Source organism: Chitinophaga sp. OAE865 (assembly GCF_040546735.1).
GTDB lineage: Bacteria > Bacteroidota > Bacteroidia > Chitinophagales > Chitinophagaceae > Chitinophaga > Chitinophaga polysaccharea_A.
Genome location: NZ_JBEPOF010000001.1, coordinates 4,847,715 through 4,863,230 on the forward strand (window position 1 = coordinate 4,847,715; position 15,516 = coordinate 4,863,230).

Consider the following 15,516-nt stretch of genomic DNA (forward strand, 5'->3'; position numbering starts at 1 on the left):
GTGCTTTATTTTAAACGGCCCACCACTTTTTTAATGGCCTGTGCCCAGAAAGTGCCCAGCTCTTCTGCTCCCTTTGCATTGGGATGCAGCTGGAAAACGCCTGCCCTCCCATTTTCCTGGATAAACAGTTCAGGATGCTTTTTAAAATAGCTGAACCCACCTGTATACCCCTTGTATACCTGTCCGGGATGTGTGCTGCGGTAACCGGCAACAATAGCATCCAGCACCGGGAAATAAGATTGCAGGCGGGCCAGCCCTTCTGCAAGGTAACGGGAGCTGTTATACGTATTGGGGCTATACCAGGTAGGATGATGCAGGATAATGATGCAGCCGGGATAACTGCTGAGCAGCCGGTCAAGAATGGTTTTTACATTTAACCGGTACTGCTCCGGCGATACCGGCGATCCGTTAGGGCCTTCAATGGCGCTGTCGTTGGTGCCAAGTACCATGGAAAATACCAGCGTGGCGTCTTTATCAGCTTTAAAGGCATCTGCAGCCTTTACCACATTGTTGAACAATTTATTGGTGGCCGGAAGGAAATCTACCGTGGTAGAGCCGCTTACGCCCTGGTTGCTGTATTGTATATCAGTGCCGGGCATAGCGCGCTTCAGCCATTCCCAGGCTTTTACAGGCGGCGCTTCCTGTAACGGGTGCTGCAGGCCGCCCCCCTGTGTAATACTGTTACCGATAAATACAATATCCAGTTTCTTTGGCTGTGCGGCCGCACAAAGGCCGGCCAGCAGGAAATAAAGGGCAATGGGTAGTTTCTTCATCATCATAGAAAACTTTCAAACTTGTAAAATAACATCTTCGCCGCATAAACGGGCATTTTTCATAAAACACTTTCTCCCGGGAAAAAAATATTTTGCGTAACCAAATGGTTACGTATATTTGTAACCGAAAGGTTTCATAACATAAAATAATTACCGTGAGAAGAGATGTATTTCAGGCAATAGCGGATCCTACCCGGCGACAGATCATCGGGTTACTGGCCGGCAGCTCGCTGAACCTCAACGCTATTGCAGACAATTTTGATATCAGCCGCCCGGCAGTGTCCAAACATATCCGCATCCTTACGGAATGCGGGCTGGTCACCATACGGCAGGATGGCCGCGAGCGCGTATGCAGCGCCGATCTCAGCAGGCTGAAAGCGGTGGCCGACTGGACCATACAGTACCAGCAGTTCTGGACACAAAAACTGGACGCACTGGAAAACTATCTTGGTAAAACCCCGAAGCCCCGCAGGAAAAAACAGTAGTCACGCTAATCGTTCATCAATAAAAAAAATCACCATGAGTAACAAGCCACTGGTATTTGAACGCACCCTGGATGCACCGGTAAGTGCTGTATGGGAAGCTATCACAGACAAAAACAAAATGAAGCACTGGTATTTTGATCTCAAAGAATTTAAACCGCAGAAAGGGTTTGAGTTCAGCTTTACGGTAGAAAAGGATAACAAACAATACATTCATCTCTGCAAAATCACAGAGGTAATAACAGGCAAAAAGCTGAGCTATACCTGGAAATATCAAAACGAACCGGGCGACTCAGAAGTAACCTGGGAGCTGTTTCCGGAAGGAGATAAAACAAAACTGAAGCTCACGCACACCGGCATTCATACCTTTGCGGAAGCCAAAGATCCTGCCTTCGACGTCAGCAACTTCAACGAAGGATGGACTTATATTCTCGGTACTTCTTTACCGGGATTCCTGGCAAAAGAAAAAGTAGCCGGTTAAATAAAAACGCATGGCAGAACTATCATCTGCCATGCATTTTTATTCCGCCACCGCAGTAAGCAAGGGCGATTCAAACATGCTCACCGGTGAAATAATTTTCTCCGTTAACGGGATGCTGTTACCATAGATCTCCTTCATTTGCTGCTTCACCGCAGGGCTTTCCAGGTCAAAATCTTTCAGCTGCTGCAACTTCCCTATTTCAAGACCGGTAACTTCATTATAAATTTTCCATACCAGCTCAGAGCAATAGATCCGCTCATCAGACCAGCCGAAATAAAAATCGTAGTCCCTCCCGTTGAACCGCTCCCCTGCCGTTTTCATTTTACTGATCACTTCCGGCGTTAACACCGTTCCCGCATTTTTCAGCCTTTTTATTACAAAATGCTGCTCCTTTCCCCTGTTAATCCATTGCATCAGGGGGGTATATCTTACTGGTTGTAAAGCTTCATACACATACCATTGATCATCTCTCTTAAAAATTATTCCACAATGACTATATTTGGAATGCGTAGCCAGCTGGATAGCAGTGCTCAGGTCCGATTGGGATACCTGGAATATAATATCGCCTTCCTGCACAGCAGGAACAGCTGCTATGGATTTTTTGGAAAGATGTTTGCCCGTGAAAATATAACGCCCGGCCAGCAGGGTGCCTGTTAATATAAGAAGCGTTAGTACTGTTAGCATTATTTTTCTGAAGCCTGACATAAACCCGGATTTAATTTAAAGATAGATTCAATAATCAAATAAGCCATAAAAAATGAACGAGATACTTATCGTGCCGGCCATAACGGCTGAAGCGGAACTGTTGCAGCAAATAGCCCGTGAAACCTTCCAGGAAAGCTATGCGGCCGTCAATACCCCGGAAAATATGAAACAATACATGCAGGAGAATTTCAGTATTGCCAGATTATCTGCCCAGCTGAGCGACCAGGATTGTGAGTTCTATTTTGCCATGCAGAAGAATCAGCCCTTAGGTTATATGAAAATAAATTACCGGGGCGCGCAAACAGAAATGTACAACAGCCGGGCAATAGAACTGGAACGCATATACGTACTGCAATCACACCAGGGTAAAAAGATCGGGCAGCAGCTGTTCAATCATGCAGTAACCCTCGCTATGGAAGCCCGTGCACCTTTCCTGTGGCTGGGCGTATGGGAACACAACACCAAAGCGATCGGCTTTTACAGGAAGAATGGTTTTGAGGAGTTTGCCACCCACGCATTTCAGCTGGGCAGTGAAAAGCAAACAGATCTTGTAATGCGGCTAAACCTGCCGTTGCATAAGCTGCAATAAATTTATTTCATTACCTTAGCGCCCCTTTTTAAATAGCGCTGCTATGAATCATTTCCCGGTATCCAGTTCACACCTTTCCGCGCCGCACCTGGCGCTGTTCCTGCAATCGCAATATAATGAGGCAGACGGCGCCGGTTGCCACCTGGTCAAATCGGGCATCAATGATACCTACCAGGTGAATGCTTCCTCCGGGAAATACATGTTCCGCGTGTATAGCCTGCACTGGCGCGCCATTTCCGAAATTTCCGAAGAGCTCAGGTTACTGTTGTTACTGAAAGAGAACAACATCCCGGTGTCATGGCCGCTGGCCGATAAACAAGGCAACTTTATACAAACCCTGAACGCGCCGGAAGGTGAACGGTATGGGGTATTGTTCACTTTTGCGGAAGGGGAAAAGCTATTGCATTATGACGAAGAACTGCATGCAAAAGCCGGTGTGATCATGGCCCGTATGCACCAGCTCACCCGCTCGCTGCCCCTGAACCGGGTTACCTATACCGCCAAAAATCTACTGGAAGACCCGCTGGTATCTATCAAAAAATTCCTGCCCGCAGATTCCCCGGAAATGGCTTTCATGACAGCAGCACAGGCGCATCTTTTACAAATCCTGCAGGACGCCGATCTCCCTGCACTCCCGCAAGGGGTGGTACATATGGATATATGGTTCGATAACATGAACATTCGTGCCGACCAGGAAATTACACTCTTTGACTTCGATTTCTGCGGTAATGGCTGGCAATGCCTGGATGTAGCTTACTATATTCTTCAGCTGCACAGCGTTATCCGTGATATGCCTGAATGCCAGGCGAAAACAAACCGCTTCCTGGAAGGCTATAACTCCGTAATGCCGCTCACGGCAGAAGAGAAAAGATTGCTGCCTGCCCTGGGAGTATGCATGTATTTCTTTTACCTGGGTGTTCAATGCGACCGCTTCTATAACTGGTCTAACTCTTTTTTAAATGAAAGTTATCTTAAAAGATTTATCAACCTGTTGGTGAAACGGTATTACGACCTCTATCTCACGGAAGCATCAGCGGTAAATCCATAATATGCCTCCACCGGGAAAAACCAGCGGAGGCATTTTTATGCCAGTCATCTTTTACTCGCCGCCTTTTACCTTCATCTGCAACGTATAAATGCCCTTACCCGCAGTGATGAAAAGAAGATCATTGTTTTTCCCGCCAAAGCAGGCATTGGCAGTCCATCCTTCAGGAACAGCGATCTGGCCTATCTTCCGGCCGTCTTTATTAATAACAGTGATGCCATTTCCACAGAGATAAAGATTACCCTGCTCGTCGAGCGCAAGACCATCGGTTGTTTTTTCCGCCATAAGATAACGGTCGCCCAGGCTGCCATTCGCATGCACATTGTAGCGGTATATTTTACCGGCGGCAATATCTGCTACATACACCAGCTTCCCGTCGCGGGTGCCGATAATACCGTTTGGCTTTTTTATATCTGCTGCAGCCACTACCGCCTCTTTGGCGCCGGGAGCCAGGTAGTATACATTTTCTTCTTTCAGATCGGGTTGTTTGCGTTCCCAGTAATCGCGCTGGTAATAAGGGTCAGTGAAGTACATACCACCGCCGGGCGCTATCCATACATCATTGGGGCCGTTGAACTGATGCCCCCCGAAATTATTCAGGAGTACTTTAATTTTTCCTTTGGGAGAGATAGACCACAACTCGTATTTCTCATCTGCGCACACTACCAGGTTGCCTTTACTATCGAAATACATCCCGTTGGCCCGGCCAGCCTTATCTGTAAAAACAGACAGCTTCCCCTTTGTATCAAATTTCCAGATCTTATTATTGGGCTGATCTGTAAAATAGATATTCCCTTTTTTATCGGCCGCAGGCCCCTCGGTAAAATCAAATTGTTTTGAAATCAGCTCCAGACGGGCATTTTCAGCTACTGTGGGTGGAATGGTATCCTGTGCGGTAACACCGGTGCTTAAGGCGCCTAATAGTAACGTGGAATAAAATTTCAATTGCATATCGTTCCGTCAGTTTCTGCAATTGTAATCAATCCTGCGGAGAATTTTTTCTAAAAATATCGGAAGATGGCTGATAAGAATGATAAGGAGGAATAAAAGCAGCAGGCGGCAATATTGCGCCGGCTATATAAATAGCCAGCCTGCAGGTTAAAACATGATATAAAATTTTTTGGGGTAACCAACGCTGGATGACATTTCCCCCGATTTTAGAATGGCGTTCCTAATCTGTTGGGACGTTATATGTTATGGATGAAATCACAAGAGCAAAATTATCCTGATTAACAGACTCATCATAGTACAAAAACGACATCTTTGGTATTTATACCATTATTTTATGCAGGCGGATGGTATTCCGGAGCTCATCTTCGTGGATAAAGGAAGGGGTTATCCCGGCAAATTTCTTGAAGTCGCGGATAAAATGCATCTGATCATAGTAGCCACTGTTATAGGCAATCTCTGTCCAGGTTTTCCGGGGGAACAGTTCTTTCAGCTGGTAAGCTTTACAAAAGCGGATGAGCCGCGCATATTGTTTGGGGGGCATTCCCAGCCGTTCGGTACATTTACGTTCAAACTGCCGCAGGCTCAGGCAGGCCAGGGAGGCCAGTTCTTCCATGGTAATATTGCCACCCGTGCTTACCAGCGCCGCCATCGCCTTATCTACCGGCAATACCGGCTTCAGCAGCGACACTTTCTTCAGCAGGTAAAACTCAATAATACTTACCATGTGCGCCCAGTTATCTGCACCTTTCAGTCGCTCGGTAATTTCATCGATCTCATTCCCCAGCAATAACCGGGTATCAAAATCCTGCTCATATATTTCAGACATAGGGATCCTCAGCAACCGGTGCAAGCCACTGGGCTGAAAGGCGATGCACAGCGCCAGGTGCCGGCGGCCCATATCCAGGGTCACGGCCTGGTCCTGCGGACCAATGGTTACGCAAACCGATTTGGTAATAAAATCGCCGTTGCCGGGCTTTAATACTTTAATGGGATCTTCCAGGTAAAAAATAATGTATCGCTGATAGGCGGGCACAAAACGATAGATGTTTGACAATCCCTGGGTTTTGGTAAAGTCAACTTCGTAAATACTAATGCAGTTCACCAGATCCTGCAACGCAGGATGCGGCTTATAAATTTCTGATTTCATGGATGTATTGCGGCTATAGGTGCTCAGTACTGCCTTCTTCCTGCCAAAGATAGGTAATTAATAAAAAAGTCAACCAATGCTACCGGGAAGCGTTATCTTTTACGGGGTAATTTTATATTAAACATGAAAATTGCGATAACGGGCGCCTCGGGTTACATAGGCAGTGTGCTGGTTCCACTGTTGCTGTCTGAAGGCCATACCCTGCGGTTGCTTACCCGTAAATCGCCGCCTGAAACCGCTCCGGAGCGCATTACTTTTGTACAGGGCCACCTGCTGAACGATGCATCCATCAACAGGCTGGTAGCCGGCGCTGATGCCGTGATACACCTGGCAGCTGTGATTTCGGTAGATGACCGGCCCGATAAAACCCTTTTTGATACCAACACCGGCGGAACCCGGCTCCTGGCGGAGGCGTCGCAACAGGCTGGCGTTAAAAGGTTTATCCACCTCAGTTCTGTTACCGCCTATAACCAGGCTCCCTACAATGAACGGATGGATGAAAACCGCGGCCCGGCAACCACCACGCGATATGGTTACGACTACTCCAAAGCGGTATCGCAGGCCATTGCACTATCCTGTAATGGCAACGGTATGGAAGTGATAGTGCTGGCGCCCACGGCGGTCATGGGGCCGTTCGACCGGCAGCCGTCGCTGATAGGTAAAGCGGTGATCAATATGTACAAAGGCAGAATACCCGCCCTCTTTCCGGGTGGTGTTGATTTTACGGATGTAAGGGATGTGGCCGGGGCCATCATCAGCGCTTTAACCAACGGAACACCGGGCACAGCTTATCTTTTAAGCGGAGAATGGATCTCCCTGGTAACCCTGCACCGTGAAATCCGCCGGATAAAAGGAAGCCCGCTATCCCTGCCGGTGCTGCCTTTGTGGCTTGTATTCAGTATGCTGTCATTGGTAAGGATGCTGGCGGTTATCAGCGGCGGACCACCTTTTTACACGCGGCAGTCGGTGTACAACCTGGTTTACAGCAATAAAAAAATTGATCATTCAAAGGCGGCTACGGAATTGGGTTTCCAGCCACGGCCTTTTACAGAAACCCTACGGGATACTATTGATTGGTTCAAACAAACAGGCACTATCAAATGATTGACTATTTACCACTACGCAGTTATGTTGTTTTTATCTGCTGCTGGATAGCCACGGGGATTGGCGCCGGTATCTACCTGTTACGCCGCGAAGCGCCTTACGGGCGGTACAGCAGCAACAACTGGGGGCCCATGATCTCCAACAAAACCGGCTGGCTGCTGATGGAAACCACGGTGCTCATCACATTCCTGGTTTGGCTGCCGCTGCGCACTTTTCAATGGCGTTCCCCCGCCGGCGTTATGGCTGGCCTTTTCCTCCTGCACTATATACACCGCAGTTTCGTATACCCGTTCATGATACGTACCAAAGGAAAAAAAATGCCGGTAGTGATCATGCTGTCGGCGATGCTGTTCAATACCGTGAATGGCTCGCTGCTGGGCATCTGGTTCGCTGCATTTGCACATTACCCGGATAGCTGGTTCTTTTCGCCGGCGTTTATAGCAGGACTGTTACTTTTCGCAACAGGTATGTACATCAACCTGCAATCAGACTATCACCTGATACAACTGAGAAAAAAACATGAAACCGGTTATAAGATCCCGCAAAAAGGGCTTTTCAAATATCTCTCCTCTCCCAACCTTACAGGAGAAATAATGGAATGGGGCGGTTACGCGTTGCTTACCTGGAGCCTCCCGGCGCTGGCCTTCTTTATCTGGACCTGCGCTAACCTGGTGCCCCGTGCAATGGCCAACCACCGCTGGTACCAGCAACAGTTCCCTGAATACCCGGCCAGCAGAAAAGTATTACTCCCTTTCACCTGGTAACCTACGGCATATGGCAAAAAAGTACAGTCAGTTCAAAGCAGCATTGGTAATGGCAAAAGCAAGCCTTATTGCTACTTTGCGCAGCCCTACCTCTGTTGTTTTTGCCCTGCTGTTCCCGGTGATATTCGTGACGGTGTTTGGCGCTATGGTCGACAGCACCGCGGTAAAGCTGAAGATCCGGTTATCGCCGCGGAGCGATAGCACCAGCCCCATGTATGCCGCCATTAAATCCATTTCCATTTTCGACCTGGCCTATGGCAGCGATTCAGCCGCTATGCTGTCTGATCTGAAAAAAGGAAGGATTGCGGGTATACTTTATCTTCACCCGCCCGCAATGGTTAACGGCATACCCCAATTCCGGACAGATCTTCTGGGCAGCAGCGCAGTAGCGGATAAAATGCCCCTGGTGCGTGCAGCGTTGCAGGCTGCCGCTGTACAGGTAAACCAGCGCATACTGCCCGGCCAGCCCGCTCCTGCTGCGATCCGCGAAATAACAATTCCCGGCAGGGTATACCGCCAGATAGATTTTATTCTGCCGGGGCAGCTGGCATTTTCCCTGCTCATGGCAGGCGTATTCAGCTCCGCCTTCCTCCTTTTTAACCTGCGGCATACCCTCGTACTCAAACGCATATACGTAACCCCGGTGAGCCGTGCGGCGATATTGTCCGGCGAACTGATCAGCCGTTTATTATTCCAGGTGATCTGCTTTATGATCATCACCGCGCTTGGATATTTTGCCTTCAGTTTTACACTGGTGAACGGGCTGCTCACTTTTATGGAAATGCTTTTACTGTCTGTATTCGGGCTGGTTATTTTTATGGGCATCGGTTTTATCATCAGCGGTGTGATCCGCAATGAAAGCTCTATTGCACCGGTGGCCAACACGCTTACTGTGCCCCAGATATTGCTTTGCGGTTTATTTTTTCCTATAGATAATTACCCGGTATGGTTACGCAGTTTTTGCGAGCTGCTGCCGCTTACCTTTTTTGTAGACGGGCTACGGAAAATTGCGTTCGAGGGTTTACACATCTGGCAGATCCCCTGGCAACTGGGAGGGCTGATTGTATGGGGAGCGCTGATCGCCGCACTATCCATCAGGTCATTCAAATGGGAATAGCAGGTTGTCGCGCCTGCCCCTTTTGTTGTCTTATACGGCCACCTTTTCCCTCCGGGAAGTAATTTAACTTTACATCATCTTCATAAACATAAAAAAATAACATCATGGCAGCAGTGAATCCTTACCTGAATTTCAACGGCAACTGTGAAGAAGCCTTCAACTTTTACAAATCTGTTTTTGGAAAAGAATTCCAGACATTTTCGCGTTTTGGCGATATGGAACATTGCACGGAAGGAGAAGAAAATAAAGTGATGCATGTGGCTTTACCACTGGCCAATGGCTCCTTTCTTTTTGGCAGCGACCGCCCGGCTTATTATGGTCCCGGCACAGCAGGCAATCTTTTCAATGTTGCCATAGCTGCAGAAAGTGAAGCCGAAGCCGATAAACTGTTCAATGGTCTTTCAAAGAACGGCCAGCCTACCATGCCCATGAACAAGGCGCCCTGGAATGCTTACTTCGGTATGTTAACCGATCAGTACGGCGTAACCTGGCTGATCAACTACGACTACGGTCAGCAAGGCTGATAACTCCTGAAGAAACAGGCAGCCGGTTCACTCTACTGAACCGGCTGTTTTTATTTAGTGTGACAGTTAAGGGGCGGCATTCACTTTTATGGATTGGTTATTAAAGTGGTGAGTTGTTTATCCAGTTGCTCCCCTCTCAGGTTCTTGGCAATAATTTTTCCATCCGGCGAAATCAGGTAATTGGTAGGCACGCCACGCACGCCATACCTGCGCGCCACGGCATTGTCCCAGTATTTAAGATCAGATACATGCACAAAATCCTGCAACCCGTCTTTTTCAATAGCGCCCAGCCAGGCCGCTTTTTTCCCGGGCTGATCCAGCGATACGCTTAACACCATGAAGTTCTTATCATGAAACTTCCTGTAAGCCGCCACTACATTGGGGTTCTCTGCGCGGCAGGGGCCACACCAGGAAGCCCAGAAATCCAGCAATACATACTTGCCCCTGAAATCCGACAATTTCACCGGCTTATCGTTGATGTCGTTTTGTGTAAAATCCGGCGCGGGAGCCCCGATGCCTAATGCCTTTTCTGTTTCCATCGACTGGTAAAACTCTTGTCCGGCAGGGCTTTTCTTCAACGCCGCTGTAAGGCTGTTATACATTGGAGTAAGCTCTTTCAGGTTCATATTATTCATCACTGCCAGCTCTTTCAGGGCTACAATACTGAAAAAAGAGTTAGGGTTTTCACTGATAAACCTACGCTGCAGCGCTTTCTTTTCATCAATAGCTGCATGAAAACGGGTATTCAGCTGGTTGGTAAAGGCTGTATCGCTCCGCTGCGCATCCGTAGCGCTGCCATAATCTTTGTTGATGCCCGCCATCGCTGAATCGTACGCCGAAATAAACAGTTTGTACCGGTCAAATTCCTTGTTTACCGGCGACCCGGTGATCACCGCATCACTGATATTGCCATTGCTGGCTACTGTAAACTTGGCATTGTCCAGGTACAACAGGCGCCGGTCCATATCCATCCCATGACCGGCAAGCCCGGTGCCGTTATGGTCTACCGTAAGCATTACCAGGTATGGGGATTTCAATGTGCCTTTGAATTCGAAACTGCCATCTTTAATCACGGCAGAATCGAGGAAGGTTTCCCCATTCACCCGGCGGTCAAGATAGGCTTTGGCGCCCGGAGCAGTTTGCCCTACCTTGCCTTTCAATGTATAGGCCTGCTGCGCAAAGGCCATAGCCGGCAACACAAGCGCTGCCAATAGTATCCCTCTCTTCATAAATTAACTGTATAACGTTGGTTTATGACAGATAAAGCAGAAAGTCGCCCGGATCTTAGCGTTATCCCGCTTTTTTTTTCTGCTGCCCACCGGGCCTGCATGGGATTTAACAGTAGTTAACATTGTCATAATAAACTAATTAGCATTATTACCGTCCAATAACCCGTAGCCAGCTACCGGATAATTATCGCCCGTTTCTGAACAATACAATTAAACGGATAGTTACTCATAGTACCTGATTGCTGTCTGTATTATTTAATGAACCGTAAAAACGCTATGAGCAGATCTACAATTGCACTTTTGCTGCTGGTATGCTGTGCCTGCAGGAACAACAAGCAAGGCAGTACAAAAAACACCGTAAAGCCCTACCCTGTTATTGTACTGCAACCCAAAAATGCCATCATCAACGCTGATTATCCCGCTACTATCCAGGGTATCCAGAACATCGAGATCCGCCCTAAGATAGATGGATATGTGGACGCCATTTACATTGATGAAGGCGCCACCGTAAAAAAGGGACAGCTGCTGTTCCGGATCAGCGCCCCCCAGTATGAGCAAAACGTAAACACTGCACAGGCCAATATCAAAATTGCCGTGGCAGATGTAAATGCAGCGCAGATGCAGCTCAACAAAGTAAAACCGCTGGTAGAAAAAGATATCATCAGCGCTTACGAACTGGAAGCCGCAGCATATAACCTGCAATCCAAACAGGCCGCGCTGGCCCAGGCCCAGGCTGCGCTTAACAATGCCAAAACCAATCTTAGCTATACTACTATTTACAGTCCTGCTGATGGCGTAGTAGGCATATTGCCATACAAGATCGGCAGCCTGGTGAACAGCACCACTGCTAACCCACTCACCACCGTTTCCAATATTACGCAGATCTACGCCTACTTTTCTATCAACGAAAGACAGGGACTCGATTTCTTCCTGGCTTCCAAAGGAGCCACCATGCAGGAAAAACTGGCCACCCTGCCACCGGTAACACTGGTGCTGGCCAACGGCATTGTATTGCCCAGGCAGGGCCGCGTGGAAACTGCCAGTGGTTTGATCAACCCCTCCACGGGCGCCCTCAATATGCGGGCCACCTTCTCCAATCCCGACGGACTGGTACGCAGCGGCAGCAGCGCTATTGTAAGGATACCCCAGCCAATAGATACGGCCCTGCTGGTACCGCAAAAGGCTACCTTCCAGATCCAGGGTAAGCTGTTTGTGTATGTAGTGGATGCAGATAATAAAGTAAGATCAGTAGACATAGGCTCCAATGCCAGCGCCGCCGGGCAGTCGTTTGTAGTACAGCATGGCGTGAAAAAGGGCGATAAAATAGTAGTAGACGGGATCAGTAACCTGCGGGAAGACCAGGTGATCAACCCCCGCCCTGTGAACGCCGACAGTGTTTACAACAGTCTCTGATCCATTTAAAACAACATCATGTTAAAAAGATTTATAGAGCGGCCGGTATTGTCAACAGTAGTGTCGATAATTATTGTTACACTGGGTATATTGGGACTGGTATCACTACCCATTTCCCAGTATCCCGATATAGCTCCTCCCACCATACAGGTGCAAACTTCCTACAGCGGCGCCAATGCCGATGTAGTGCTGAAAAGCGTGGTAGTACCGCTGGAACAGCAGATCAATGGTGTGGAGAACATGGATTATATCACCTCCACTGCCGGTAACGACGGATCAGCAAATATTACCGTTAGTTTCAAAATAGGCAGCGATCCCAATATGGCCGCGGTAAATGTACAAAACGCCGTAGCCCGCGCCACGCCGCTGCTGCCGCAGGAAGTAACCCGCTCCGGCGTTACCGTGCAAAAGAAACAGACCAGTAACCTGCTTATCTTTTCCATTTACAGTACCAACCCCTCTTTTGATCAAACCTTCCTGCAAAATTATACTGATATAAATATCACACCGGTGATCAAGCGTATCCCCGGTGTGGGCGATGCCTCCGCCTCCGGTAACATGGACTATTCCATGCGGATCTGGCTCAACACCCAGGCGATGGCCTCATACGGACTGGTGCCGGCCGATATTACCGCCGCACTGGCAGAACAGAATATCCAGGCCGCGCCCGGCCAGTTCGGGGAAAGCGGCGGGCAATCCTTTCAGTATGTGATCAGGTATCCCGGCACCCTCATTGATACCACCCAGTTTGGTAACATCGTACTGCGCTCCAACCTGCGCAGCCGCCTGCTGCGCCTGAAGGATGTGGCCCGCATAGAGCTGGGCGCCCTTAGCTATTTCAACAGCACCCGTACCAACGGATATCCCGCCGTTTCCGTGAGCGTAGCGCAGGTGGCAGGTTCCAACGCCCGCGATGTGATCACGCAAACGCTGAAGGTAATGGAAGACGCTTCCAAAACTTTTCCCAAAGGCGTGAAATACGTGGTACTGCAAAATGTGGACGACTTCCTCACGGCCTCTATCGATAAAGTATTGCATACGCTGGTAGAAGCATTCATACTGGTATTTTTGGTGGTATTTATTTTCCTGCAGGATTTCCGCTCCACGCTGATACCCGCCATATCCGTTCCGGTGGCTATTATAGGCACTTTCTTTTTCCTTAAGCTGTTTGGCTTTACCATTAACCTGCTTACCCTTTTTGCCCTGATCCTTGCCATTGGTATAGTGGTAGATGATGCTATTGTAATTGTGGAAGCTGTACATGCCCGTTTGGATACCGGTTATAAATCGGCCCGCAAGGCAAGTATTGATGCACTGGATGAAATATCCGGCGCTATTGTTTCTATTACCCTGGTTATGTCGGCAGTGTTTATCCCGGTTAGTTTTATAGGCGGTTCTTCCGGTATTTTCTATAAGCAGTTCGGCCTTACACTGGCCATTGCCATTGTGCTTTCTGCTATCAACGCACTTACACTAAGCCCCGCACTTTGTGCTATTTTCCTCCGGCCTCACGGGAAGGAACATACGAAAATGGGCTTCCTGCAACGTTTTTATAAGGCATTCAACGCGGCCTTTGAGAAAATGACCAGGCGTTATACCAGCTCCCTGCGGTTCTTCAGCAAACGGAAATGGATACCGCTTACCGTATTGGGCGTTTTCTGTGCGGGCCTTTTCATTCTCTCCAAAACAACGCCCACCGCTTTCGTGCCGGAAGAAGATCTCGGCACCATTAACTGTAATATCAGTTTACCACCGGATGCCTCCCTGGAACGCACTGATATAGTGACACGTAAAATTGAAAAGATCGCGGCTACCGTACCCGAAATCAATAACGTACTGGCGGTTACCGGCCGCGGACAATTATCCGGCACCGGCAGTAACTATGCCATGGTGGTAATGCGGCTGATCCCCTGGAGCCAGCGCAAACGCGACATCCAGCAGATCATCAGGGAGCTGAATAAGAAAACTGCGGATATGACGGAAGCAGAGATTAAATTCTTTGCGCCAGGTACCATCCAGGGTTTCGGTGCTTCCAACGGTTTCGCCTTCCAGCTGCAGGATAAAACCGGCGGCGATATTGCGCACTTCTTTAAAGTAAGCAAAGACTTCCTCTCCGTACTGGGCGAAAGACCGGAGATCCAGTTTGCCACCACCTCTTTTAACCCGAACTTCCCCCAATACCAGATGAATGTAAATGTGCCGAAGATCAAGGATGCGGGGCTGAATGTAACAGATATCACCAATGCCATGCAGGGATATTTTGGCGGCATCTACGCCTCCAACTTCAACCAGTTTGGACAGCAATACCGTGTAATGGTGCAGGCATCACCTGAGTTCAGGGTAACGCAGGAAAGCCTTAATGCCGTGTTTGTGCGCACTTCCGAAGGCGTAATGGTACCCATCACAGAGTTTGTAAGCCTGTCGCAAACCTACGGCCCGCAGGCTATTACAAGGTTTAACCTGTTCAATTCCATCAGTATCAACGGAACGCCAAACGCCGGGGTCAGCTCAGGGGAAGCCATCAAAGCCATCCAGCAGTCGGCCGCAGAAACATTGCCCACCGGCTTTGGCTTTGAGTTTTCGGGGCTTAGCCGTGAAGAGCTGGCAGGCGGCAGCCAAACGATCTTCATTTTCCTGCTATGCCTCATTTTCGTGTACCTGCTGCTCAGCGCCCAGTACGAAAGTTACCTGCTGCCTTTCGCTATCCTGCTGGCCATCCCGGTGGGTATTTTCGGGGCCTTCCTCTTTGCACAGATCTTTGGTATCAGCAACAACATTTATGTACAGATCACCCTGATCATGCTGATAGGATTGCTCGCTAAAAATGCGATCCTGATAGTAGAATACGCCGCAGAAAGAAGACGGGCAGGGATGAGCATTGCGGAAGCCGCGGTAAGCGGCGCGCAGGCCAGGTTACGGCCTATCCTGATGACCTCCTTCGCCTTCATCCTCGGGCTGATCCCCCTGATGCTGGCTACCGGCGCAGGAGCCAACGGCAACCGCTCCATAGGTACCGGCGCTGTTGGAGGAATGCTTGTGGGCACCGTATTCGGTGTATTCATCACGCCCACCTTGTTTATCATCTTCCAAACTTTACAGGAAAAGGTTAAACGCGCACCGGAGCAGGAAGAAGAGGAAGAAAATCTATCACCGGTATCTTAAAAAAATCTGCCGCAGGCAGTTATCAAAACA

Annotated in this window: 15 protein-coding genes; 10 read left to right on the forward strand and 5 right to left on the reverse strand. The window is 48.8% G+C overall.

Annotated elements, in window-relative coordinates:
• Positions 1-5: 5 nt before the first annotated feature.
• A complete protein-coding gene (locus ABIE50_RS19670) occupies positions 6-776 on the reverse strand; it encodes a GDSL-type esterase/lipase family protein (protein ID WP_209857932.1) in 771 nt (256 codons plus the stop codon).
• Positions 777-928: 152 nt separating this feature from the next.
• Between ABIE50_RS19670 and ABIE50_RS19675 the strand changes: the two genes are divergently transcribed.
• Positions 929-1,258: an ArsR/SmtB family transcription factor gene (locus tag ABIE50_RS19675; protein WP_209857933.1), complete on the forward strand. Its 330-nt coding sequence runs from the start codon at positions 929-931 to the stop codon at positions 1,256-1,258.
• A gap of 34 nt (positions 1,259-1,292) precedes the next feature.
• Positions 1,293-1,736: an SRPBCC family protein gene (locus ABIE50_RS19680; protein ID WP_209857934.1), complete on the forward strand. Its 444-nt coding sequence runs from the start codon at positions 1,293-1,295 to the stop codon at positions 1,734-1,736.
• 39 nt (positions 1,737-1,775) lie between these two features.
• Here ABIE50_RS19680 and ABIE50_RS19685 read toward each other — a convergent pair whose 3' ends face one another.
• Positions 1,776-2,441, reverse strand: a complete 666-nt coding sequence (locus ABIE50_RS19685; RefSeq protein ID WP_354028084.1) for a YiiX family permuted papain-like enzyme — start codon at positions 2,439-2,441, stop codon at positions 1,776-1,778.
• A gap of 52 nt (positions 2,442-2,493) precedes the next feature.
• Between ABIE50_RS19685 and ABIE50_RS19690 the strand changes: the two genes are divergently transcribed.
• Together ABIE50_RS19690 and ABIE50_RS19695 are read left to right on the forward strand one after the other, a co-directional pair.
• Positions 2,494-3,030 (forward strand): GNAT family N-acetyltransferase, encoded by a 537-nt coding sequence (locus tag ABIE50_RS19690; RefSeq protein WP_209857935.1) that lies wholly within the window; start codon positions 2,494-2,496, stop codon positions 3,028-3,030.
• 43 nt (positions 3,031-3,073) lie between these two features.
• Complete coding sequence (locus ABIE50_RS19695; RefSeq protein WP_209857936.1) at positions 3,074-4,078, forward strand: phosphotransferase; 1,005 nt, start codon at positions 3,074-3,076, stop codon at positions 4,076-4,078.
• 51 nt (positions 4,079-4,129) lie between these two features.
• Here ABIE50_RS19695 and ABIE50_RS19700 read toward each other — a convergent pair whose 3' ends face one another.
• A complete protein-coding gene (locus ABIE50_RS19700; RefSeq protein ID WP_209857937.1) occupies positions 4,130-5,026 on the reverse strand; it encodes an SMP-30/gluconolactonase/LRE family protein in 897 nt (298 codons plus the stop codon).
• A gap of 319 nt (positions 5,027-5,345) precedes the next feature.
• Positions 5,346-6,173 (reverse strand): helix-turn-helix domain-containing protein, encoded by an 828-nt coding sequence (locus tag ABIE50_RS19705; RefSeq protein ID WP_209857938.1) that lies wholly within the window; start codon positions 6,171-6,173, stop codon positions 5,346-5,348.
• 123 nt (positions 6,174-6,296) lie between these two features.
• Here ABIE50_RS19705 and ABIE50_RS19710 point away from each other — a divergent pair, with 123 nt between their 5' ends.
• From ABIE50_RS19710 to ABIE50_RS19725, 4 genes are all read left to right on the forward strand, one after another.
• Positions 6,297-7,277 carry an NAD-dependent epimerase/dehydratase family protein gene (locus tag ABIE50_RS19710; protein ID WP_209857939.1) on the forward strand — a complete coding sequence of 327 codons (981 nt, stop codon included), beginning with the start codon at positions 6,297-6,299 and terminating at the stop codon, positions 7,275-7,277.
• Positions 7,274-8,041, forward strand: a complete 768-nt coding sequence (locus ABIE50_RS19715) for a DUF1295 domain-containing protein (protein ID WP_209857940.1) — start codon at positions 7,274-7,276, stop codon at positions 8,039-8,041. The genes ABIE50_RS19710 and ABIE50_RS19715 overlap by 4 nt, the downstream gene beginning before the upstream one ends.
• A gap of 10 nt (positions 8,042-8,051) precedes the next feature.
• Positions 8,052-9,158 (forward strand): ABC transporter permease, encoded by a 1,107-nt coding sequence (locus ABIE50_RS19720; RefSeq protein WP_209857941.1) that lies wholly within the window; start codon positions 8,052-8,054, stop codon positions 9,156-9,158.
• Between the two features lie 104 nt (positions 9,159-9,262).
• Positions 9,263-9,682, forward strand: coding sequence for a VOC family protein (locus tag ABIE50_RS19725; protein ID WP_209857942.1), 420 nt, complete (start codon positions 9,263-9,265; stop codon positions 9,680-9,682).
• Positions 9,683-9,768: 86 nt separating this feature from the next.
• Here the strand turns inward: ABIE50_RS19725 and ABIE50_RS19730 are convergent, their stop codons facing one another.
• Positions 9,769-10,911, reverse strand: a complete 1,143-nt coding sequence (locus tag ABIE50_RS19730) for a redoxin domain-containing protein (protein ID WP_209857943.1) — start codon at positions 10,909-10,911, stop codon at positions 9,769-9,771.
• A 276-nt stretch (positions 10,912-11,187) separates the two neighbouring features.
• Between ABIE50_RS19730 and ABIE50_RS19735 the strand changes: the two genes are divergently transcribed.
• Complete coding sequence (locus tag ABIE50_RS19735) at positions 11,188-12,324, forward strand: efflux RND transporter periplasmic adaptor subunit (RefSeq protein WP_354028085.1); 1,137 nt, start codon at positions 11,188-11,190, stop codon at positions 12,322-12,324.
• An 18-nt stretch (positions 12,325-12,342) separates the two neighbouring features.
• The gene (locus ABIE50_RS19740; protein ID WP_209857945.1) at positions 12,343-15,486 is read left to right on the forward strand and encodes an efflux RND transporter permease subunit; all 3,144 of its coding nucleotides are present in this window, start codon (positions 12,343-12,345) and stop codon (positions 15,484-15,486) included.
• Positions 15,487-15,516 lie beyond the last annotated feature (30 nt).